At 63.7% G+C, this 22,981-nt stretch carries 18 protein-coding genes and 3 tRNA genes; 12 read left to right on the top strand and 9 right to left on the bottom strand.

Annotation, left to right across the window (positions count from 1 at the left end; genetic code table 11):
• Positions 1-119 precede the first annotated feature (119 nt).
• From murB to pgsA, 5 genes are all read left to right on the top strand, one after another.
• Entirely contained in the window at positions 120-1,136 is a 1,017-nt protein-coding gene (gene murB, locus AC6R19_RS16755; RefSeq protein ID WP_500580998.1) for a UDP-N-acetylmuramate dehydrogenase, read from the top strand.
• A 58-nt stretch (positions 1,137-1,194) separates the two neighbouring features.
• Complete coding sequence (locus tag AC6R19_RS16750) at positions 1,195-1,842, top strand: alpha-ketoglutarate-dependent dioxygenase AlkB family protein (RefSeq protein ID WP_500580997.1); 648 nt, start codon at positions 1,195-1,197, stop codon at positions 1,840-1,842.
• 221 nt (positions 1,843-2,063) lie between these two features.
• On the top strand, positions 2,064-2,717 hold the full coding sequence (gene uvrY / locus AC6R19_RS16745) for a UvrY/SirA/GacA family response regulator transcription factor (protein WP_500580996.1): 654 nt from the start codon (positions 2,064-2,066) through the stop codon (positions 2,715-2,717).
• 103 nt (positions 2,718-2,820) lie between these two features.
• Positions 2,821-4,650 (top strand): excinuclease ABC subunit UvrC, encoded by a 1,830-nt coding sequence (gene uvrC / locus AC6R19_RS16740; protein ID WP_500580995.1) that lies wholly within the window; start codon positions 2,821-2,823, stop codon positions 4,648-4,650.
• Between the two features lie 172 nt (positions 4,651-4,822).
• The gene (gene pgsA, locus AC6R19_RS16735; RefSeq protein ID WP_500580994.1) at positions 4,823-5,392 is read left to right on the top strand and encodes a CDP-diacylglycerol--glycerol-3-phosphate 3-phosphatidyltransferase; all 570 of its coding nucleotides are present in this window, start codon (positions 4,823-4,825) and stop codon (positions 5,390-5,392) included.
• A 108-nt stretch (positions 5,393-5,500) separates the two neighbouring features.
• Here the strand turns inward: pgsA and AC6R19_RS16730 are convergent, their stop codons facing one another.
• From AC6R19_RS16730 to AC6R19_RS16705, 6 genes are all read right to left on the bottom strand, one after another.
• The gene (locus tag AC6R19_RS16730; protein ID WP_500580993.1) at positions 5,501-5,698 is read right to left on the bottom strand and encodes a hypothetical protein; all 198 of its coding nucleotides are present in this window, start codon (positions 5,696-5,698) and stop codon (positions 5,501-5,503) included.
• Between the two features lie 456 nt (positions 5,699-6,154).
• Positions 6,155-6,241: transfer RNA gene (locus AC6R19_RS16725), tRNA-Leu, on the bottom strand.
• 99 nt (positions 6,242-6,340) lie between these two features.
• Positions 6,341-6,414, bottom strand: a tRNA-Cys gene (locus AC6R19_RS16720).
• A gap of 611 nt (positions 6,415-7,025) precedes the next feature.
• The gene (locus AC6R19_RS16715) at positions 7,026-8,255 is read right to left on the bottom strand and encodes a hypothetical protein (RefSeq protein ID WP_500580992.1); all 1,230 of its coding nucleotides are present in this window, start codon (positions 8,253-8,255) and stop codon (positions 7,026-7,028) included.
• 117 nt (positions 8,256-8,372) lie between these two features.
• Positions 8,373-8,449: transfer RNA gene (locus AC6R19_RS16710), tRNA-Pro, on the bottom strand.
• Between the two features lie 70 nt (positions 8,450-8,519).
• A complete protein-coding gene (locus tag AC6R19_RS16705; protein ID WP_500580991.1) occupies positions 8,520-9,365 on the bottom strand; it encodes an acyl-CoA thioesterase in 846 nt (281 codons plus the stop codon).
• Between the two features lie 97 nt (positions 9,366-9,462).
• Here AC6R19_RS16705 and AC6R19_RS16700 point away from each other — a divergent pair, with 97 nt between their 5' ends.
• Positions 9,463-10,338 (top strand): GntR family transcriptional regulator, encoded by an 876-nt coding sequence (locus AC6R19_RS16700; protein WP_500580990.1) that lies wholly within the window; start codon positions 9,463-9,465, stop codon positions 10,336-10,338.
• Between the two features lie 143 nt (positions 10,339-10,481).
• On the opposite strand, the gene AC6R19_RS16695 is transcribed toward AC6R19_RS16700, so the two are convergent.
• The 3 genes from AC6R19_RS16695 to AC6R19_RS16685 form a co-directional block, all read right to left on the bottom strand.
• The gene (locus AC6R19_RS16695) at positions 10,482-11,423 is read right to left on the bottom strand and encodes a 4-hydroxyproline epimerase (protein WP_500580989.1); all 942 of its coding nucleotides are present in this window, start codon (positions 11,421-11,423) and stop codon (positions 10,482-10,484) included.
• A gap of 80 nt (positions 11,424-11,503) precedes the next feature.
• On the bottom strand, positions 11,504-13,081 hold the full coding sequence (locus tag AC6R19_RS16690; protein ID WP_500580988.1) for an aldehyde dehydrogenase (NADP(+)): 1,578 nt from the start codon (positions 13,079-13,081) through the stop codon (positions 11,504-11,506).
• 116 nt (positions 13,082-13,197) lie between these two features.
• Positions 13,198-14,097, bottom strand: coding sequence for a dihydrodipicolinate synthase family protein (locus tag AC6R19_RS16685; protein WP_500580987.1), 900 nt, complete (start codon positions 14,095-14,097; stop codon positions 13,198-13,200).
• 148 nt (positions 14,098-14,245) lie between these two features.
• On the opposite strand from AC6R19_RS16685, the gene pepQ reads away from it, so the two are divergent.
• The 6 genes from pepQ (at position 14,246) to AC6R19_RS16655 (ending at position 22,696) form a co-directional block, all read left to right on the top strand.
• Positions 14,246-15,604 (top strand): Xaa-Pro dipeptidase, encoded by a 1,359-nt coding sequence (pepQ, locus tag AC6R19_RS16680; protein WP_500580986.1) that lies wholly within the window; start codon positions 14,246-14,248, stop codon positions 15,602-15,604.
• On the top strand, positions 15,601-16,845 hold the full coding sequence (locus AC6R19_RS16675) for an NAD(P)/FAD-dependent oxidoreductase (protein WP_500580985.1): 1,245 nt from the start codon (positions 15,601-15,603) through the stop codon (positions 16,843-16,845). Before pepQ ends, AC6R19_RS16675 begins: the two co-directional genes overlap by 4 nt.
• A gap of 329 nt (positions 16,846-17,174) precedes the next feature.
• Complete coding sequence (locus tag AC6R19_RS16670) at positions 17,175-17,900, top strand: ABC transporter ATP-binding protein (RefSeq protein WP_500580984.1); 726 nt, start codon at positions 17,175-17,177, stop codon at positions 17,898-17,900.
• Between the two features lies 1 nt (position 17,901).
• Entirely contained in the window at positions 17,902-19,914 is a 2,013-nt protein-coding gene (locus AC6R19_RS16665; protein WP_500580983.1) for a TonB-dependent receptor, read from the top strand.
• A gap of 2 nt (positions 19,915-19,916) precedes the next feature.
• Positions 19,917-21,323 carry an ABC transporter permease gene (locus tag AC6R19_RS16660; protein WP_500580982.1) on the top strand — a complete coding sequence of 469 codons (1,407 nt, stop codon included), beginning with the start codon at positions 19,917-19,919 and terminating at the stop codon, positions 21,321-21,323.
• Positions 21,320-22,696 (top strand): DUF3526 domain-containing protein, encoded by a 1,377-nt coding sequence (locus AC6R19_RS16655; protein ID WP_500580981.1) that lies wholly within the window; start codon positions 21,320-21,322, stop codon positions 22,694-22,696. Before AC6R19_RS16660 ends, AC6R19_RS16655 begins: the two co-directional genes overlap by 4 nt.
• Positions 22,697-22,981: the final 285 nt, after the last annotated feature.

The raw sequence follows: 22,981 nt of genomic DNA, 5'->3' as shown, positions 1-22,981 counted from the left end.
GCCTCCGGCGCATCCACCGTCGAGGCCGCTCCCAGGTGGATGCGCCAGAGGCTTATCCACCCTACAGATTCAGCGCTTTAAGCTTGAGTAAGTGCCATTCGGGTTAGAGCTGGTAGTTGATGATAGAAACCGATGTAGACCTGCAGCCCCTGAACACCCTGGCCATCGCCGCCCGTGCGGCGCGTTTCGTCCGGGTGGAGAGCCTTGAGCAGCTGCGCGAGGCGCTGGAGTATGCCCGCGGGAAAAAACTGCCGATCCTGCCCTTGGGCGGCGGCAGCAATATCGTGCTGACCGGCGACTATCCCGGCCTGGTGATCCATATGGAGCTGCACGGCCTTACTCTGGAGGAAAGCTCCGGTGGCACCAACCTGACAGCGGCGGCCGGGGAGAACTGGCACCGGCTGGTGATGCACACGGTGGAGCAGGGGCTCGGCGGCCTGGAAAACCTGGCCCTGATCCCCGGCAAGATAGGCGCGGCCCCCATCCAGAATATCGGTGCCTACGGCGTGGAACTGCGGGATACTTTCGTGAACCTGCAGGCCATGCATATTCCCACCGGCGAGCTGCGCGAGTTTTCCGCCGCGGAGTGCAAGTTCGGCTACCGCGACAGCATCTTCAAGGGCCCGGCGCGGGATCAGTACATCATCACCCGGGTGCGCCTGCATCTGCCCCGGGACTGGAGCCCACGCCTCGACTACCCGACGCTGCAGCAGCACCTGGCCGAACAGGGCCACAGCGTCAAGAATCTCACCCCGGCGGAGGTGGCCCGGGCGGTGATCGATATCCGCAACAGCAAGCTGCCATCGCCTGACGATATCCCCAACGCCGGCAGCTTCTTCAAGAACCCGCTGGTGGATGCGGACTGCTACGAGAGCCTGAAGAGGGCCCACCCGGATCTGGTGGCCTTCGCGTCCGGCGAGCAGTGGAAGCTGGCCGCCGGCTGGCTGATAGACCGCGCCGGCTGGCGTGGCAGGCGCCGCAACTCGGTGGGCGTCCACGACCGCCAGGCCCTGGTGCTGGTCAACCCCGGCCGCGGCAGCGGTGCCGAGGTCACCAGCCTGGCCGAGGAGATTGCGGCCGATATCCGGGCCAAGTTCGGTGTGGATCTGGAGCCGGAACCCCGCTACTACCCCTGAATCCGAATAGAAAGCGCCCCTCTCCCGCTTGCGGGAGAGGGGCTGGAGGAGAGGGCCCTTGAACGAAACCAGCTTCACCGCCCGCGCCACCGACCTGGCAGCGACCTTCCCGGACACCGAGTGGATCGATCTGTCCCCCGGCAAGGCCCTGTTGACTCCCCACTGGCTGACACCGGAGGAGTCGGCGGCCATCTACGAGTCATGCCTGCAACAGCTTCCCTGGGAGCAACCCGAAGTGCGCCTCTTCGGCAAGCAGCACCCCATTCCCCGCCGCCATGCCTTTGTCGGCGATCCCGACGTGATCTACCGGTGGTCCGGTTTGGAACAGAGGCCACATCCCTGGATTGACTCTCTCGCTATACTTCGGTCGCGGCTGGAGGTGGCCGGCTTGCGCTTTAATTCGGTGCTGGCCAACCACTACCGCGGCGGCGCGGACAGCATGGGCTGGCACGCCGACAACGAGAGGGAACTGGGGGACTGGCCGGTGGTGGCGACGGTCAGTCTCGGCCAGGAGCGCAGGCTGGGGTTCAAGCGCCGCGACGGGGCAGGGCGCCTGTCCATCGATCTCCCCGATGGCTCGCTGCTGCTGACCTCGGGCGCCGTACAGCATCACTGGCTGCACGGGGTAGCAAAAAGCGCGCGCAAACTGGAGGGACGAATCAGTCTGACGTTTCGTCATATAAATGGCCGTTATATCAACAGTTAAAACCTGGCCTTATCTGTCTATCTGGCAGTATTTGACACGCTTGTCTCGCTTTGCAGCAGCGAATTTGTCTGGTATGTTGCGAGAAGGCTCTGTGGATGGATCTACGCGGGATTGGCGGGCTGCCAATCCCGCAGGCAAAAACAAGAACGCAGTCAAAAGAGCGCGTGCGGCTGGAGATGTGCCCAGCGCAGCCACTGCATTTATCCGTAGTTGGGGCTAAATTGATCAAAGTCTTAGTGGTGGACGATCACGACCTGGTGCGCATGGGGATATCGCGCATGCTGGGTGACGTCAGTGATATACAAGTCGTCGGCGAGGCGAACAGCGGCGAAGAGGCGCTGGCTTTCGCACGCCAGGCGGAAGTCGATGTCATCCTGATGGACGTCAGGATGCCCGGCATGGGCGGGCTGGAAGCCACCCGCAAGCTGCTGTCCCGTTACCCCGAAGCCAGGGTGATTGCCGTCAGCGCGCTGGACGACGACCTCTTCCCCGGCCGCCTGATGCAGGCTGGTGCCAGGGGCTACGTGACCAAGGGTGCCGACCTGGAGGAAATGGTCAAGGCCATCCGTACCGTCTACTCCGGTGATGTCTATATCAGCAGCTCCATGGCCACCAAGATGGCCCTGCGCAATGTCAGCGGCAAGGCCGAAAAGACCTCGCCCTTCGATGACCTGTCCGAGCGGGAGCTGCAGACCGCGGTGATGATCGTCAACGGCAACAAGGTGGCGGAGATTGCCGATACCCTGTCGGTGAGCCCCAAGACCGTCAACAGCTACCGCTACCGCATCTTCGAAAAGCTCGGCATCCACAGTGATGTGGAGCTGACCCTGCTGGCGGTGAAATACCAGATACTGGACCCGGAAGCCGCCTTATAACTCCCCGTGGTAGAATCCACCTTTGTAGGAGCGGCGGGGCGGCCATCCGCCGTTGGCCGCGATCATGGTTTCCGCCGGGCAATGCCTCTCCAATTACCACCAGATGTTTGACAGTAAACGCTTCCTGCAAACCGTCACCCGCAAGCCCGGCGTCTACCAGATGTTCGACGCCGACGGCCGCATCCTCTATGTGGGCAAAGCCAAGAACCTGCGCAACCGTCTCTCCAGCTACTTCCGCGCCTCCGGCCTTACCGCCAAGACCATGGCGCTGGTGCAGCGCATCGAAAATATCGAGGTAACCGTCACCCGCAGCGAGACGGAGGCCCTGGTCCTCGAGCAGAGCCTGATAAAGTCCCAGCGCCCGACCTACAACGTCATGCTGAAGGACGACAAGGGCTACCCCTATATTTTTCTTTCCAGTCGGGACACCTTTCCGCGCATCGCCTTTCACCGCGGTGCCAAAAGAAAAAAAGGGGAGTACTTCGGCCCCTTTCCCAATGCGTCCTCGGTGCGCGACAGCCTGAATTTCCTGCAGAAGACCTTCCGCATCCGCTCCTGCGAGGACAGCGTCTTCCGCAACCGCTCGCGCCCCTGCCTGCAATACCAGATACAACGCTGTACCGCGCCCTGTGTGGACTTTATCAGTGAGGAGGACTACCGCCAGGACGTGCGCCATGCGGAGATGTTCCTGACCGGCAAGAGCGACAGGATCATCCGCGAACTGGCGGACGAGATGGACAAGGCCTCCAGGGAGCTGGAATTCGAGCGGGCCGCGCACCTGCGCGACCAGATCTCCGCCCTGCGGCGCCTGCAGGCGGACCAAGTGGCCGAGCGCGCCCACGGCGACGTGGACGTGCTGGGCGTGGCCAGCCAGGGCGGCTCCTGCTGTGTGCACATCCTGTTTATCCGCCAGGGGCGTATACTCGGCAGCCGCAGCTATTTCCCCGACGAGCGCCTGGGGCTTTCCAGCGCGGAACTGCTGTCCGCCTTTATTCCGCAGTTCTATCTCGGCAGCCAGCGGGAAGTGCCGCGGGAAATTCTCACTTCGGAACCGATAGAGGATGTCGAGGTGCTGCAGGAGGCGCTGAAGGAACAGAGCGACCGCGAGGTGAGTATCGTGCACCGCCTGCGCGGCAACCGCGCCACCTGGGTCACCATGGCCCAGCAGGCCGCGGAGCAGAACCTCGGTAGTCGCACCGCCGCGCAGCAGAAGCTGCAAGACCGCTTCGAGGCGTTGCAGGAGACCCTGGAGTTGGAACAGCTGCCGGAGCGGCTGGAATGTTTCGATATCAGCCACTCCGGCGGCGAGGCCACCGTCGCCTCCTGTGTGGTCTTCGATACCGGCGGCCCGGTGAAGTCCGACTACCGCCGCTTCAATATCGAAAATATCCAGCCCGGCGACGACTACGCGGCCATGGCCCAGGCCCTGAAGCGGCGCTACACGCGCCTGGCGGGCGGGGAGGGCAAGTTCCCCAATATCCTGCTGATCGACGGCGGCAGGGGCCAGGTACGCCAGGCGGTGGACGCCCTCAACGAACTGGGCGTCGTCGGCGTGCAGATAATCGGCGTCGCCAAGGGCACCACCCGCAAGGCCGGCTTCGAGACACTGCATGTGGTTGCGAGTAATAATAATAAAGGGAACAGAGAGCTGGTACTGTCGGCGGATTCGCCGGCGCTGCACCTGATTCAGCAGGTGCGCGACGAGGCCCACCGCTTCGCCATCACCGGCCATCGCCAGCGCCGCGACAAGAAGCGCCGCGAATCCCCGCTGGAGGGCATCCCCGGCGTGGGCCCGGCGCGCCGCCGCGCCCTGCTGCGCCACTTCGGCGGCCTGCAGGAAATCCGCCGCGCCTCCGTCGACCAAATCGCCGGCGTCGAAGGCGTCAGCCGGAAACTCGCTCAGGATATATACTCGGCATTGCACAGCGAATAATTAAACAGTCGCTGCACTGACCTTGCGGGAGCCTGTCCTGCAGGCTCCCGCAGTCGTAGGGTGCGCCGTGCGCACCAAGAGAGCCCGAGTTCCAATTTGCCACCTGGCTTGGTAAGTTACGCCCCAGTTTGTAGGAGCCTGCCCGCAGGCGAAAAAAGGACCAGCAGTTAGCATGACACTAGCCAACCAACTGACACTCCTCCGCGTCGCACTGATACCCGTTTTCGTGCTGGTTTTCTACCTCCCCTACAAGTGGAGCTACCTCGCCTCCGCCATCATTTTCGCGGCGGCCGCCGCCACTGACTGGCTGGATGGCTACCTGGCGCGCAAACTCAACCAGAGCACCCCCTTCGGCGCTTTCCTCGATCCCGTCGCCGACAAACTGATGGTCGCCACCGCCCTGGTACTGCTGGTGGGCCTGCACCAGAACGCCTGGTTCACCATCGCCGCCGCCGTCATTATCGGCCGCGAAATCGCCGTCTCCGGCTTGCGCGAGTGGATGGCGGAACTGGGCAAACGCAGCAGCGTGGCCGTCTCCTATATCGGAAAGATAAAAACCACCGCGCAGATAGCCGCGATTATCGTGCTGTTGGCCTTCGACGTGCGCGAGTATCCGGTGATGGAGATGATCGGCTATGTACTGCTCTACATCGCCGCGGCGCTGACGCTATGGAGCATGGTGCTCTACCTGCGCGCGGCCTGGCCGACGTTGATGAGTGACGAGAGCAGCGGTAAGTCCTGAGATTCATGCCCGGCAAGATTTGCGTGCCGGGCAATTGTCGGCTCCGGCCGATGGAAGCCCGCTGGCCCTTTTGACAGGCTGTCTGGAGTGGCGTCTCCCGGGCGAGGTTCAGCCGATCCCCTCTATCCTGACTGGATACATCTTCCCTTCGCATAACTCTACGGCACAGATAAACAGGTGCTGCCCGTTGTCAAAGTCCTCTCTCAATTGCCGGATCAGGGCCTTTGCCGCATTTTCATCTCCGACATTGATTGGCTTCAGGCTCTCCTTGCCACATTCTAGGCATGCCCAGGTGATTGTTGCCATGGTGTCTAACTCCGTTTGCTGCATCCGGTCACAGTTGCGGTGGCTGTTACCTCGAGTATAGGAGTTGGTGAGGTTCGCTCTTCCTCGTCTAAATTGGCGTCTAGCCCAGCATGCCTTAACCCTCATGGCGCTATTTTAGGGGTGTGCGGTGAATTCATTGCTGAAAGCTTTTCGGCGAGGCTCCTATCGCCAGAGCCCCGCAACTCTCTCGGCATCTATTCATGGGGAATTGTGAGTTGATAAGAATGAAGGAAGTGAGTGCTGGGGGACTCCGGAGCTCTGTGGGCGAGCGGCGCGTTACTTCCAGGCGAAATTGATCCAAAAAAGTTGCGGAGAAGGCGAGGCAGGCAACTTCCGCTACGCGATAGATAGAAAAATGCACTTGTTCAGAGGTGGCGTGAAACCTGAGGACCTTTAGGTGTGCCAAAATAGCGGCAGGGGAACTCTCAGAAGATGTGGTGCCCGGGGCCGGACTTGAACCGGCACGGCTGTAAAGCCGGGAGATTTTAAGTCTCCTGTGTCTACCGATTCCACCACCCGGGCGGGGAGGTGTGCGAGGGTTTCTCTGATTGAGTCCGATACCTGGATCGGGCCCTCGCTGATCGCCGGACTTCACAGGGGGCAGGTCGGCGATGGGGAAAATGGAGGCTAGGGTCGGAATCGAACCGGCGTACACGGAGTTGCAGTCCGCTGCATGACCACTCTGCCACCTAGCCTTTATTCCGCGCTGAGCGGAAGTGAAAACGCCGCGGATTCTAGCGGATTGGATCGAAAAATCCCAGCATTTTCTTATACTTACGCGCGGTTGGGCGTGTAAGAGGGCGCTATTCTAGAGACTGCCCGGGATTAGTCAAGCGGAGTTGTGGTGGCTGGTACAGAAGGGAAGCGTATTGGCCGCGAGGCTTCGGCAGGCGCCCTCTCCCCCGGCCCCTCTCCCGCAAACGGGAGAGGGGCGCTAATCTTTCGGAGTTTCGGGTTGGGGCGAGATAAGGGGGCTTAGCTTGAGAGGGGAGGGGTGCCGATTTTTTATACAAAAATCGGCGGTCTAATAACTTTTTGCTTGAGATTCGCCGAAACTATTTCCAATCGTTCTAAATTTCTGTTGGGGGCCGGCTGGCAATCTGGCGGCCTTGTTCGATACTTCTCTGTAACTGGCTAGCACGACCTCCCCCAAACGTGCTCAGTAACGCCGGTAGGGCGCTCCGCTAGGTGGTCGCCCGCTGTGTGGTAAGGATGAAATCCTCCAAGTTTCACTCCTAATGGTCTTGGCCCTGACGCTCTCCCCCCCCCCGTCGTCAGGGCTTTTTTTTGCCTGCAATTTGGCCGCTTATGCGTCTTCGTCGCGCAGGTTCTCTATGGCCAGGGCTTCGACGGGGCGGCCGGCGGCTTCCTCGGCCAGCTTCCTCAGTCTCTCCAGGGTCACTTCACCGCGCTTCTCGGCCAGGCCGCGGGCTACGTCATCGATACTGGCCACACCGCCGCTGGCCTCGCGGATCTCTTCATCCAGTTGGCGGATCACGCCGGCGGCGCGGGCGGTGATGGGGCCCGAGGAGCGTTTGACCAGCAGGCTGGGGGCCTCGCGGCCCCATTCGGCCAGTTTGTCCATGGTCTCGTCATAGCGGCGCTCGCTGATGCCGCCGGAGCGGCGCAGGATTTCCACGGCATAGAACTCGGCCAGGCCCTCTACTATCCAGTCGCTCTGCTTGTCTCCGGCGCTGATGCCCGTCGCCACGTGCACCAGTTCGTGGATGGTGCTGCTGGTGCGGTTGCCGCTGATCAGGGGCCTGTCAGCGTGCATGAACAGGGAGCGGGTGCCGGACAGGCCGCCGCGCCACATGGGATCGTCGGCGCTGACGATCAGCAGCTGCTTGGGGAATTTTGGGAATACCTTTACCAGTTCCGGCAGGTTCCAGTTGAGGAAGGCGAGGGTGTCCTGGCGGTGGATGTCCTGACCCAGGGGCGCGGCCACCTTGGCGTCGATGCCGGCGATGATGTCCTGGCGGCTGCCGATCTTGCCGGCGATCATCCAGCCCTTGGGGCGCACGAAGCGGCGGCCCGGGTCGCGCAGCTTGTAGCGGTGTTCTTCGATCTCTGGATAGGGCAGTTCCGAGGACCAGCCCTCCGGCAGTACCAGCTGGAGTTCCGCCCTGGAGCGCCCCTTGCCGGATACCGACATCGACGGTATCAGCTTGTCGCTGCGCAGTATCGCCCAGTCTCTGGTGATACGGGAGTCGTAGCTGCCGCTGTCTTTGCGGTTGTTGATGGCGAACTTGTAGCTGAGGCTCGCGCTGGTGCCTTCCGGGCGCCACACGGCCCGCTTTTCGCTTACTTCCAGGGGTTGCTCGCTCTGCAGATCAGAGTAGCGGCCGGAGGAGAGGTTCAGGGACAGCTTGCGGGGCAGTGTCTCACCCTCGAGCCTTATCTCCACCTCGGCCATGCCGGACTCGGGGTCAAGTTCGGCCCGGTAGAGCAGCTTGTAGCTGTCCGCGAGCGCACCCAGGGGCAGGAGCAGGACAAGGAGGGGGAGAGGAAGGGTGACAACCGATCGCAACAGCATAGAAACGCCTATCCGGAAACTTGAGACAGATTGGACAGCGGACAAGCGTAACGGTGCCCCGGGTGGGGATTCAAGTCTGGAAGAAAAACTGCCGGATGGCGGAGGAGAGCGGGAAAATGGTCGGTGAGAGAGGATTCGAACCTCCGACCCCTTCGTCCCGAACGAAGTGCGCTACCAGGCTGCGCTACTCACCGACATTTGAAGTGCTTCATCAGCGAAGCGGGGCGCATTATATCAGCCAATTCCCCGCTGTAAACCACTGATTTACTTTATTTTTCGGATCAGGCCCTCCTGGGCGGTGGAGGCCACCAGGACGCCCTCGCGGGTGAAGATCTGGCCGCGGCAGAAGCCGCGCGCGCCGCTGGCGGAGGGGCTGTCGGTGACGTAGAGCAGCCATTCGTCCGCGCGGAACTCGCGGTGGAACCACATGGCGTGATCCAGGCTCGCCGGCATCAGGTGCGGGTCGAACAGGGAGATGGGGTGGGGCTGCAGGGCGGTGCCGAGCAGGGCCATGTCCGAGGCGTAGCAGAGGGCGCTGCGGTGCTCCAGCGGGTCGTCGGACATCTCGCCCTCGGCGCGCAGCCAGAACATGCAGCGGGCTTCGCGCACCTCGGCACCGAAGTAGCTGTGCGGATCCAGCGGGCGGAAGTCGATCATAAAGCGGCGCTGGTCGTGCTGGGGGCTGACCAGTCCCGCTTCCTGGGCCAGCTGCTGGGTGTTCTTCAGGCTCTCCGGCTCGGGAATGCCGCTGGTGGGCATATCGACCTGGTGATCGAAGCCCGGCTCGCGGATCTGGAAGGAGGCGGACATATTGAAGATGGCGCGGCCCTTCTGCTTGGCCACCACGCGGCGGGTGGTAAAGCTGCCGCCGTCGCGGATCGGGTCCACGTCGTAGATCACCGGCAGTTCACTGCTGCCGGGGCGCAGGAAATAGGCGTGTAGCGAGTGGGGCAGCCGCTCCTCGACGGTGCGGCTGGCTGCCATCAGGGCCTGGCCCAGTACCTGGCCGCCGAAGAGCACCTTGCGGTAGTTTTCCACGTGGTGGCGGCTGCGAAAGAGGTTGCGGTCCAGCTCTTCGACATCGAGTAGCTTGCTCAGCTTTTCCAACATGGGCGATACTGCCTGTTATTCCAAAAAAATCAGTCCAATAGTATGGAACACTGCCCGGGCGTGTTCCAGCGCGGGGATAATAGCAACAGTTGGCGCTATGACCATTACCGAATTTATCAAGACCGATGTCAAAGCAGCGCTGCAGGCGCAGGGCAGGTTGCCCTACAAACTCACCCTTGGAGCCATGTCCGAGCATTACAAGGTGAGCCTGACACCGGTGCGCCACGCGATCGACGAACTGGTGGAGGAGGGCGTTATCCGGCGCAAGGAGAACGGCCGCCTGGAAGTGGTGCCGGATGCCGTCAAGGGAATCAAGGTGGAGACGCCGGCGCCGGCGGCCTATGAAAAGAACCTGGAAGAGCAGATCCGCAAGGATGTGATCGCCCGCAGCCTGCAGCAGGACACCGAGTACCTGCGCGAGCAGGCCACCGCGGAAAAGTACGGTGCCGGGCGCACGGTGGTGCGGCAGATTTTCTCCCGCCTGGCGGGCGCCGGCCTGATCGAGCATGTGCCGCGCTGCGGCTGGCGGGTGCGGGCCTTCAGCGAACAGGATATGCACGACTACCTGGAGATCCGCGAGATGCTGGAGCTGAAGGCCCTGGATCTGGCCCGCAGGCATTTTGACGAGGGCGAGCTGCGGGAAATGCTCCAGGCCAACCGCCCGGCGCGCGGCAGCGATAGATCCCGGCTGGATTTCGACCTGCACGACTACTGGATAGAGCGCTGCGGCAACCGCTATATCCGCGAGTTCTTTGCCCGCTACAGTCCCTTTTACAATGCGCTGTTCAACTACGCGGTGATCGACGAGAAGGTGAAACGGGAAATGGCGCAGGAGCACTGCGATATTATCGAGTGTTTGCTGGCTCAGGACTGGAAGGGGGCGCGGCAGGCGCTGTCGCACCATATCCGCGAGCAGCGGGAAGCGGTTTCGCGGATGATTGATTACCTGAACAGCAATAAGTTGGCTTCGTAGCGCGGGGGTTGGCCCTCTCCCCTGGCCCCAGTGATGCGCGCTCCCCATGGCGCGCACCCTTCGGGCGCTTTCGGTGTCCAAATTTGATCCCTTCAAATTTGTCCCGCAAGCGGGAGAGGGAGCTAATATTTCCGGCTCCTGGGTTATCCGTTGATGCCGTGCACGAACGGGTCTTCCGGCTCCAGCACCAGTTTTGTTTCCGCACTGATATAGGCGCTGCCGGTGATGGTGGGAATGATCTTTTCTCCGTCGACGCGCACCTGCCCCTCGAAGACGCTGCCGATAATGCTTTCCTGTTTCCATATCTGGCCCTCCTTTAACACACCGTCCGCATAGAGACAGGCCAGCTTGGCGCTGGTGCCAGTGCCGCAGGGGGAGCGGTCGTAGGCCCTGCCGGGGCAGAGGACGAAGTTGCGGCTGTCTGCTTTTGCCGGGTCGGAGGGCGGGCCAAAGAGTTCTATGTGATCTATCTCGCCGCCATTTTCGCCGGTGATGCCGTCGCGCTCCAGGGCCCGGCGGATGCGCCAGCAGTAGTCGGTCAGGGCATCGATTTTGTCGGCGTCCAGCAGCTGGTCGTGTTCGGACACCAGGAAAAACCAGTTGCCGCCCCAGGCGATATCTCCACGCACCGTGCCGAAACCATCCACGTCCACGGCAACAGATTTCCGATAGCGGTAGCTGGGCACATTGTCGATGCTGACCCGGTGGTTGTTGTGCAATACGAAGGACACTTCGCCCACAGGTGTCTCCAGCCGGTGTTCGCCCGGGCCTATCAGGCCGCGCCGCGCCATGGTCACCGCCAGGCCGATGGTGCCGTGGCCGCACATGCCCAGGTAGCCGACGTTGTTGAAGAAGATCACCCCGGCCGCGCAGCCCTGGTCGACGGGTTCGCAGAGCAGGGCGCCTACCTGGACATCGGACCCTCGCGGTTCGCGCACCAGGGCTGTGCGCAGCTGGTCGTGGTCGCGGCGAAAGTTTTCCAGTCTCTCCGCTATGCTGCCAGAGCCCAGGTCCGGGCCGCCGCTGACGATCACGCGGGTGGGTTCGCCGCCGGTATGGGAATCGATAACCTCAATGCTGTGCACGGTGAATTTCTCCAGTTTATTTTCTTATTCTTCCGCTAATTCGCATCATTGTCAGCCGCCGCATGCGGTGGCTGTGAGTATTACAGAATACTGCGCTGGGTCCAGCTGCCGTCGATCAGCCGCCAGGCAGCACCTGGATTCTGGTTTTGCAACAGTGGCGGGAGCCGGTGGTGGCGCACATTGTCGTAGCACTCCAGCTTGGCAAAGCGGCGCAGCGATGCCGGTATGCCCACCGCGGTAAAGCCGGCGTGGCCGCTGGCCGGGTAGGGGCCGCCGTGGTTCATCGCCGGGGATACCGCCACCCCGGTGGGCATCTTGTCGTTCAGCAGCCTGCCGACCTTGTCCCGCAGTAGCGGTTCGAGCAGTGCGTAGTCGGCCTCGTCTTCGCCGCCGCTATGGGAATAGATGCAGCCGGTCAGATTGCCCTCCAGGCATTCCAGGATGGCACGGGTCTGCTGGCTATTTTCACTCACGACGACCAGCGCCGCATTGCCGAAGGCCTCGGTCTGCAATTTGTGGCTCTGTTGCAGGAACTGCTCGCCGCTGACACGCAGCAGCGTGTTGGGCAGGCAGTAGCGGCCGCTGTCCGTGCCCCCTGTGCCGGTCAACGGCATGGCGCCGGCACTGTGCAGGGTTGCGATGGCGCTGGCCAGGCCGGATTTGGCTCCGGCGCCTAATAAGGTGCCCGCCGGAGCCTGGTCAAAGAGTTTCGCCGCGCGGGCGACAAACAGTTCTGCCTCCTCGCCGGCGGGCACTATGACCAGGCCGGGGTTGGTGCAGAACTGGCCGGTGCCCAGCAGGCAGCTGTCGGCGAATTCCCGCGCTATTTCCGCACCGCGCTCGGCCAGGGCGCCGGGCAGTATCGCCACCGGGTTGATGCTGGAGAGTTCCAGGTAGATGGGCTTGCCGGCCTCGTCCGCTGCTCGCTTCAGGGCCAAGCCCGCCGGGCGGGAGCCGGTAAAGGCGCTGGCGCCGGTGCGCGGGTCGCTGACCAGGCGCAGGCCGTTTTCCTTCGCGGTGGCGTAGATCAGCTGCACCGTGGCGACGGGCAGCCCGGTTTCTACCAGCGCGGCCAGGGCCAGTTCCGCCAGCCGTTGGCAGGTGCCCGGGTGGGCGGAGTGACCCTTGGCGATCACCGGATTGCCGGCGGCGATGGCCGCGGCGAAGTCGCCGCCGGAGACGCCGTTGAATGCCAGCGGGAAGTTGTTCGGGCCGAAGATGACAACTGGGCCCATCGGGGCCAGTTGCGAGCGGATATCCAGCTGAGTGTCTATGGTGGCCTGGGCCCAGGAGCCCTCGCGCGCGGCTGCGGCGGCCTGGCGCAGTTGGTTGGTGGTGCGCGGCAGTTCCACTTCCGCCAGGCGTGGGGCCACCGGCAGGGCGGTTTCCAGGTTGGCCAGTGTGGCGATTTCGTCCCTGGCCGCGTCTATCTTGTCGGCGTAGCACTCCAGGAAACGCGCGCGCTTTTCCGCCGGTAGCTGGCGCAGTTCCCGCGCCGCCGCAGTGGCCGCGTCCAGCGCCTGGTCGCAGTCGCTCCAGTCAGAGACCGGATACTGCTGGTCGATGGGCGAGCGGGTGGCGGGATTGTCGGGGGAAAAGCGGCCTTCCCCGGCCGCCTGGCGCCACTCGCCCGCGATCAGTACGGGATGTAATGTCATTCCTTGTTCCTGCCTTGAGGGGGAACACTTGTAGGAGCCTGCTTGCAGGCGAAGGATATGAGCAGGTAGCCACCTTGGTTATTCGCCTGCAAGCAGGCTCCTACAGTCCGTGGTCCTTATTTAATTACCGGGCGTGTGGCGATCGCCTTGCGGATAATCTCCAGCACTTCTTCCCGCTCCGCGCCGTCGATCTGAAGGCGCGGATTGCGGCAGACTTCGCTGCCGTAGCCGCACTCCTGCACTGCCAGCTTGATGTACTGCACCAGCTTGGGTTTGGTATCGAGGTGCAGCAGCGGGGTGTACCAGCGGTAGACCTTGCGCGCCTCCTCGTAGTTGCCGCTGGTGGCCAGGTCCCACAGCAGGCGGTTTTCCCGGGGGAAAGCGTTGACCAGGCCGGAGATCCAACCGTGGGCGCCGAGGGCCACACTCTCCAGGGCCAGGTCGTCCACGCCGCAGAAGAGCACGAAATCCTCCTCCACCAGGTTGGCGATATCCGTCAGGCGGCGCGGGTCGTCGGAGGATTCCTTCACCGCAACTATGTTGGGCACCCTGGCCAGTTCGGCCACGGTTTCCGCGGAGATGTCCACGCCGTAGCAGGCCGGGTTGTTGTAGATCATCACCGGCAGATCGGTGGCCTCGGCCACGGCGCGGATATGGGCGACCACCTCATCGCTGTCGGCCTTGTAGGACATGGGCGGCAGTACCATGAGGCCGTCTACACCGGCCTCCTTGGCGGCGCGGGCGAAGGCGCAGGCGCCGGTGGTGGTGTACTCGGCCACACCGGTCAGCACCGGTACCCGGCCGGCCACCTGCTTCACGCTCGCGCCCAGCACCTCGATCTTTTCCTCGAGGGAGAGAGAGCAGTTCTCCCCCACGGTGCCCAGCATGACCAGGCCGTTGATACCGGCATTCAGCATCACTTCCAGGTGTTCCATGGTGGCCGGGATATTCAGGCTCTCGTCGGCGTTGAGCTGGGTGGTCGCCGCGGGGAAAACGCCGCTCCATTCGATCTGCATAACACTTCCTCATCATTGGTATTGCCCGCGGCGGTTGGGCCGGGGCCGGTAAAGAAATCACTTTTCGCTGAGTTGTTATTGTGTACAATAAATAAAGTTTGCGAAGGCTGTCAACAAAAACCGGTTACAAAATAATTGAGGCTTTACGATGAACCTGGACCTGCTTTACCACGAACATATCGCCGAACTGCGGGCGCGGCACGCGCGGGCGTTGGGAAACAGCGGCTTCGACCGCGTCCTGATACACGCCGGCGCGCCCGGTGCACCTTTCCTGGATGACAACAGTTACCCCTTTCGGGTCAATCCGCATTTCAAGCACTGGCTGCCGCTGCTGGAGCACCCCTACTCGGTGCTGGTGATCGAGGGCGATGCCAGGCCGCGGCTGATCTACTTCCAGCCGGAGGACTACTGGCACAAGCCGCCGGAGGACCCCGAGGGTTTCTGGGTCAAGCACTTCGATGTGGTGCTGGCCAGGTCGCCGCAACAGATAAGGGCGGCCCTGCCGGCAATAGCGAGCGGCACCGCCTATATCGGTGATGTTCCGGAACTGCTCGGCGACCTGGGCGCGGAGCAGGTCAACCCCAAGCGGCTGATCGCCGAGCTGCACTACCAGCGCGCCTACAAGACCGGCTACGAGATCGACTGCCTGCGACGCGCCAACCTGATCGCCGCGCGGGGTCACAACGCCGCCCGCGACGCCTTCCTGGACGGCGGCACCGAGTTGGATATTCACCACGCCTACCTGCGCGGCGCCGGGGTGCTCGAATGCGAATTGCCCTATGCCAATATAGTCGCGGTGAACCATCACGGGTCGATACTGCACTACCACGGCGCCGACCGCAGCCGCATGCAGCCCCGGGACATCCACTCCCTGGTGATCGACGCCGGTGCAGGCTTCCGCGGCTACGCCAGCGATATCACCCGCAGCTACGCCTATCGCAGCGGCGAGTACGCGGAGCTGGTCGTGGCCGTGGACGAGGAGCAGCGCGCGCTGGTGGACGAGGTGCGCATCGGCATGGACTTCGCCGACCTGCACTGGCGCGCACACCTGCGCCTGGCCCACCTGCTGTCGCGCTTCGGCCTGGTGCAGCTGGAGCCGGCGGATATTGTCGAGCGGGGTATCAGCAGTTACTTCTTCCCCTGCGGCCTGGGTCACTTTATCGGCCTGCAGGTGCACGACGCGGGCGGCTACCTGAAGAGCCCGGCCGGCGACGAGTTCGAGCGGGATCCCAGGGCCCAGTTCCTGCGCCTGGTGCGTGTGGTGGAGCCCCGCCAGGCGTTTACCATAGAGCCGGGCATCTATTTCTCGGATATGCTGATGGGCGAGCTGGCGCGCAGCCTCCACAGCCGGCACGTAAACTGGGAAAAAGTGGATCGGTTCCGCCGCTATGGCGGCGTGCGGGTGGAGGACTGTGTGGTGGTGCATGAAGACGGCGTGGAGAACCAGAGCCGCAATGCCTTCCGGGCAATCGCCGGGGGCGATGCAGGTGCCGGGAGCCATATATGAGGCGCGAAGTGGAAACCCTGGTGGTCGGTGCCGGCATAGTCGGCACCGCCATCGCCGAAAGATTGCAGAGCCGGGGTCACAGGGTGGTTTTGCTGGATCGCGGCGCGCCGGGGGAGGAATGTTCGTCCGGCAACGCCGGCCACTTCGCCACCGACGTGGTGCTGCCGCTGGCAAACCCCAGGACGATTCTGTCCATCCCGAAGTTGCTGCTGGACCCGCTGGGGCCGCTGGCGATCCGCTGGTCCTATTTCCCGCACATGCTGCCCTGGCTGTTGCGCTTCGCCCGCGCCGCGCTGCCCGCCAACGCGCGCGCCTCGGCGGCCAGCCTGCGCGAACTGAACAGCCGCTCCATTCCCAGCTTCGAGCGGCTGCTGTCGCGCACCGGGCTGCAGGAACTGATGGTCAAACGCGGCGCCCTGACCCTGTATCAGACGGATAGGGGCCGACAGGCGAACAAAGCCACGGTGAAGCTGTTGCGCGATTATGGAGTGAATGTCGAGGAGCTGGATACGGAACCACTGCGCGATCTCGAGCCGGCGCTGAGCGACGCCGTTGCCGGCGGCCTCTATTTTCCCGATACCGCGCACACGGTAAATCCGCTGCGGCTGGTGCGGGAACTGGCGCGCTGTTTTCGCGAGAGCGGCGGAGAAATAGAGCGGGGCCAGGTGCTGCAACTGAAGCCCGAAGCCGACGGTCGCACCGGCGTTCTGCTGGAAAACGAAACCCTCTCTGCGCGCCGGGTGATAGTCGCCGCCGGCGCCTGGTCAAAACCACTGGCGCAACAGCTGGGCTACCGGGTGCCGCTGGATACCGAACGCGGCTACCACCTGATGTTGCCCGAGCCGGATGTCGAACTGACCCGGCCGATGGTGTCCTTCGAGCGCTCCTTCGTGATGACGCCGATGGAGGAGGGGTTGCGCCTGGCCGGCACCGTGGAGCTGGCGGGGTTGCAGGCCGAGCCCGATTACCGCCGCGCGGATATCCTGTACGAGCATGCGCAGACGATTCTTCCGGGGCTGCAGTTGGGCGAGGCGAAGCGCTGGATGGGGTTCCGCCCGTCATTGCCCGATTCGCTTCCCGTAATCGGCCGTGCGCCGCGGCAGCAGGATATTTACTTCGCCTTCGGCCACCAGCACCTGGGGCTGACCCAGGCGGCGGTGACGGCGGAGATTGTCGACGACCTGATCGCGGGGCGGGAGCCGGAAGTGGATCTGCGGCCCCTGGCGGTGGACAGGTTCTAGTCCCAAGCCGTTCTGTAGGAGCCTGCCCTGCAGGCGAACGGCGACGGAGCTCCGCTCTTGTTCGCCTGCAGGGCAGGCTCCTACGGGAGGATTAACTTAACAGTATTGGTCCTTGCCCGCGTTTCTCTTGGTGAGAAATGTGCAGTGAGGAATGCGTGGCGTGCTTTCGGGCAGGAGTCCGAATGGAAGTTGAATACGAGCGCGCATCCGCTGGGGTTTATTTGAGCTATGATATAACGTATCCTTCAGCGCAGCCGCGGGCACCGTCCGACGGGGGTTCCAAAGTCGGGCCGCGGTTCCGCTCACCTTTCTTCCAACAGGGGATGTACATGCTGAAGGTTACCGATCTCTGCAAGTCCTACCGGGGCCAGCCCGTGGTCAAGGGGATTTCCTTTTCAATCGACGCCGGCGAGGTCTTTTGCCTGCTGGGTTCCAATGGCGCCGGCAAGACCACCACGGTGAAAATGCTGCTGGGCCTGACTCCCGCCACCAGTGGCGAGGCACTGTTGGGTGAGGAAAGCCTGCTGGAGCCGACGTCGTCCAGCCGGGGCCACCTGATGTACATCCCGGAAAACGTCAGCCTCTACGACGACCTGGATGCGATCGAGAATATCGAATACCTGGCTGCCGTCTCGGCGCTGCACCTCAATCGGCAGTCGATTGCCGAAGCGTTAGATACAGTGGGGCTGAATCCCGCCGATCACCGCAGGCACCTGGGCCAGTTTTCCAAGGGCATGCGCCAGAAAGTGGTGATCGCCTTTGCGCTGCTGAAAAACGCCCGGCTGGTGCTGATGGACGAACCCACTTCAGGACTCGATCCGGTTGCCACCCGCGATTTTATCGAAGTGGTGAAGACACTGCGGGCGAATCGCTGTGCGGTGATGATGGTGACCCACGACCTGCAGTGCGCACACCTGCTGGCGGACCGCATCGGCGTGATGCGCCAGGGGGAACTGAAGGCGGTTTTCCCCACGGCCGATATTCGCCTGGAGGACGTCGAGCGCATTTACTTCGGTGAACAGCTGGCGCCGGCCGTCGGCCTGGCGGAGGTGTGAGATGCAGATGAAACCGCTTGCCCGCTTCCTCTGCACCCTTTGCCCCGGGGCCCTGCTGTCCCTGCCCGGTGTCGCCGCCGCACAGCAGCAGGGCGCCGGCCTGGAAACCGTCGTGGTGATCGGCGAACAGCCGGCGCAGGCGCGGGAGGATCTCGCCGGCGCCCTGGACGTGATCGGCCGGGACCAGCTCGACTACGAGCACGTCAACGACACCCTGGAGCTGCTGAACAAGGCACCGGGGGTTTATTTCTACCGCTTCAACCAGGGCATCATCAATACCGCCCTGTCCATCCGCGGCTTTTCCACCGACGGGGAAAGCCCGCACGCCAAGCTGCTGATCGACGGCATCCCGTCGAACCTGCACAGCGGCTATTCCGAACTGGATCAGCTGTTCCCGCTGATGATCGACCATATCCAGGTGTTCAAGGGCACCAGCGACCCGCGCTACGGCCTGTTCAATATCGCCGGCAACAACAATGTCACCACCCGCTCGGATGTGGGGACGGTGCTGCAGGCAACCGCGGGCAGCTACGACAGCAGGGAGCTGCAGGGCTACAGCGGCTGGGAGGACGGCCGCCTCAGCCACAGCTACGGATTCGGCTACCGCGAGGCCCACGGCTACCGCGACCACACGGACTTGCGCAAATACGCACTCTCCGGCCGCTGGGCCTACCAGGTCGGCGAAAACACACAGGCGGCATTGATCGCCAGGCTGTCGGGTTACCAGGGGGATGCGCCGGGATATCTGGACCAAGACACCGCGCGGCGCCATCCCCGCGCCTCCGCCGACTACGCCGGCCGCGACGGCGGCGAGAAGTCCGTCGGGCACCTGAGCCTGCATATCGACACGGCATTGACGCCGGCGCTGGACTGGCAGACCCGGCTGTACCGGCAGAACTTCGAGCGCGAGCGCTGGGTGCGCTTCAGCGCCGGCGGTGATGTCCAGAACCGCTACGACGATCAGGACCACAGCGGTTTCAGCAGCGAGCTGTTGTGGCGCCTCGGCGAGCAGTGGCAGTTGAACTGGGGCCTGGACGTCGAGCGCCAGGACATCGTCGAGCAGCGCTTCGGCACCCGGGGCGAAACCCGCCGGCGCGATTCGGCGGCGGTGATCCGCGACTTCGATTACCGCTTTGACTCGGTCGGCTCCTATCTGCAGCTGGAGCACAGGCCGAATGACTGGTTGCGCTGGAACCTGGGCTATCGCGTCGACCATATCGACGGGGACTTCACCCGCACATCCGCCGATGGCGCGCAGGCCGACGGCGACATCTACGATTTCGGCTGGATCGCCCAGCCGAAATTCAACCTCTTCATCAGCCCCATGCCGGCGTTGACGCTGTTCGCCAACGGCGGCCGCAGCTTCCAGCACCCGACCGGTGCCAGTGCCTATACCGCGGGCGACACCGGCGCGCGGCAAGTGTCGGTCAACGACGGCTGGGAGGGCGGCCTGCGCTGGCTGCCGAGTGGATCGCTGGAGTGGCGGCTGTCGCGCTGGGGGCAGACCGCCAGCGACGAATATGTGGTGGTGGACGGCGACGCCCGCAACGTGGGCGAGACCCGGCGCCGCGGCGTGGATTTGGGGGTGAACTGGCAGCTCCACCAGCGCCTGTCGCTGTGGGCGAACTACAGCTGGATCGACACCGCGATCGTCAGGACCGACAGCGCCAACGCCGCCAACGTCGGCAACCAGCTGCGCGGGGTGCCGGACCACACCGCCTCCCTGGGCGCCGACGCCGACCTCACCGCCAGGCTCACCGCCAAGCTGCACCTCGACAGCCAGGGTGGCTACTACGTCAACGAGGCCAACGCCGGCGGCCGCTTCGGCGACTACACGCGAGTGGGGGTCAACTTCAGCTACGCCACCGACTGGGGCGCGATCGACCTGCAGCTCAACAACCTGTTCGACCGCTACGCCGAATACGTATACGACTTCGCCCAGGCGGGCACCGACACCATCCACTCCCCCCTGGACGGCCGCAACGGCAACCTCTCCGTGACCTGGAAGCTCTAACCATGATCAGTGCAATCTTCAGACGCGAACTGGTGCGGCAGTGGCGCAGCCGCACCCTGCGGATTCTCCTGCCCCTGAGCCTGGTGCTGGCGGCCGCGGTGGCCTTTGTCCACTGGCACCAGCAACAGGCATTTTTCGCCACCCAGGCCCACTGGCAGGAGGTCAACGACGAATTGTTCCGCACCCAGCCCGACCGCCACCCGCACCGGGTGTCCCACTACGGCAGCCTGGCGTTCCGCTTCAGCTCGCCGCTGGCTTTTCTCGATGCCGGGGTCAACCCCTACGTGGGCAACGTGTTGTTCCTGGAGGCCCACCGGCAGAACAGCAGCGGGCTGCGCCAGTTCACCGTGAGCGCCCGCGAGTTGGGGCTGGGCTACCTGTCGGTGGCCACCCTGGTGCTGGTGCTGTGGCCGCTGGTGCTGGTTGCCCTGGCCCACGGCGCGGTGAGCGACGAGCGCGCCAACGGCAATTTCAACCTGCTGCTCAGCCTGGGCGTCAGGCCGCTGCAATTCCTCGCCGGCCAGGGACTGGTGTTCCTGTTGATCAGTGCCTTCTACCTGGCGTTCCTGGCGGTGATCGCGGGGGCCTTCGTGCTCGCCTCGCCGGTGGCGGCGGATAGCGACGTGTGGCTGCGCCTGGGGATTGGGCTGCTGCTTTACTTCGGTTACTGGCTGGTGTGGATACTGGCCATTCTGCTGGTGTCCTACCACAGCCGCTCCAGTGCCCGCAGCCTGCTGTTTGCGCTGGGGCTCTGGTTGCTGTGGGTGGTGCTGGTGCCGCGGACGCTGACCACGGTGAGCGAAGTCGTCTACCCGGCGCCCTCGCGCTCGGCCTTCGACATCCAGGTGGAAAACGCCATCGCCCGGATCGGCGATTCCCACAATCCCGACGATCCCTATTTCAACGATTTCCGCGAGAGTGTCCTCGCCCGCTACGGCGTCGAACGGGTGGAGGACCTGCCCGTCAACTGGCGGGGCATCGTCATGCAGGAGGGCGAGCGCATCGGCACCATGGTGTTCGACGAGCACTACCGCGGGCTGATCGACACCTACCGGCGGCAGGACCGCTTCTACGACTGGCTTTCACTGATATCGCCCTACGCCCTGGTGGCGAGGCTTTCCACCGAGATCACCGGCACCGATGCGGAAAGTTACTACGACTTCGAGCGCCAGGCGGAGGCCTACCGTTTCGACATGATCAGCGAGCTCAACGGGCTCCACGCCGGCAAGCTCGATTACCACACCGACAGAGATACCCGGCTCGACGGCAGCCACTGGGAAGCCTTCGCCCCGTTTGAGTACCGACGCCCAACCCTGGACCTGTCGCCGCAGCGGCTGGCCCTGCTGGCGGTGGCGGCGCTGTTGTGGGCGGCTGTAGCAATCGTGGTTTTTCGCAGGAGGACAGCATGAACCTGGTGAAGTCTGAAACACTGGTCTTTTTCCGCTCGGCGGTGACCCGCGCACTGCTGGTCTTCTACGGGCTGCTGTGCCTGCTGGCCATTTTTGCCGGCCACCAGGCCCTGAAACAGTCCGCCGCCGACTTCGCGGTTACCGAGCAGCGCTTCGAGCAGCAGCGCGCGCACTGGTCGGACGTGTTGGCGGAGAGCGGCGATCCGGTGTACACCGCGGGGCAGGTGGGCTACTACACCGCCATGCCCACCCGGCACCAGCCCACTGCGTGGAACGCGCTCTTTCCCGGCCAGCGGGCGGACTACAACAACAGCATGCGCGTGCGCCTGCTGGCGATCCAGGGGCAGATGAACGACAGCGCCCTGCAGAACTACCAGCGCGCCCCGTCCGGGCGCCTGGACCTGGGATTTATCTGGGTTTACCTGCTGCCACTGCTGATCGGCGTGCTCGCGGTCAATATCGTCGCCGACGACCAGCAGGCGCGGCGCTGGCCGCTGATCGCGGCGTCCGCGCCCTCGCCGGGCAGGCTGATTTTCACCCGCCTGGCGGTGCGCTTCGCTGCGCTCTTCGCGCTGAACCTCACGGTGCTGGGACTCGCCTGCCTGATCCTGGGGATCGCCGATCCCGCCGGGTTCGCCGCAGTCGCCGCGCTCCTGGTGTTGTACCAGCTGTTCTGGTTCGCGCTGGTGGCCTGGCTGATCGGCTTCAACGGCAACCGCCGCCAGAACCTCGTTTACTACAGCGCGCTGTGGATCGCCCTGGCGTTCCTGGTCCCCGGGATCTCCTACCTGGCGCGCATGGACAGCGGGGAACTGGGCCTGGCCATCGCCGCCCAGGTGGAGCAGCGGGAGTCCATGAACGGCAGCTGGGACAAAGACAAGCGGGCGGAGTTCGCCGCCTACCTCGCCGAGCATCCGCAGTGGGCTGAGACAGCACCCCTGGGCGACGGATTCGACTGGAAGTGGTACTACGCCATGCAGCAGCGCAGCGACGAGGCGGTGGCCGGCGAGGCGGATGCCTACCGGGAAAAACGGCTGGAGCACTACCGGGCCGGCCTGAACTGGAGCTGGCTGTCGCCGGTCATGGGCCTGCAGATGGCGCTGCAGCGCCTGGCCGACACGGACGCGCTCGCCTACCAGCGCTACCTGGACCAGATAGTGTCCTACCACGGCGACTTGCAGCGGGACTTCTACTTTCCGCTGCTGTTTCTCCAGGAGCGCTCGGCGGACGGCGTCAACCTGGCCGCACTGCCGCGGTTCAGCTACCAGCGGGCGGGGGCAGGAGCCGTGATCCTGCAGGTGATGACGGCGCTGCTGTTACTGATGGCGCTGTTCGGCTTCGCGGCCTGGAGGAAACTGCGGGTGTTGAGGTAAACGGGCGGTATCAGAACTGAATGCCGCCAAGTCAAGGGCTCCGACTCGGCCCTGCCGCCGGTGGCCGCCCGGGAAAAAGCCTCATCGGTCTGTTTACCAGCCGCAGGCGCTTTTCCCGGGCGGCCACCGGCGGCAGGGCCTTACATTGTGCCAACTGCGCGCTTAACTTAGTGCCATTCGTATCAGAACTCACCCCGTGAAGTCGCTTGAGGCTGCAGATCGACAAGTCTTTTCAAAAGATGCAGCATCGATTGGATGGCGCTTTGAACTGCGCCCGATTGTCGG

It is taken from the genome of Microbulbifer sp. SE14, assembly GCF_059834885.1.
This window is presented reverse-complemented; position numbering and strand designations above follow the sequence as displayed.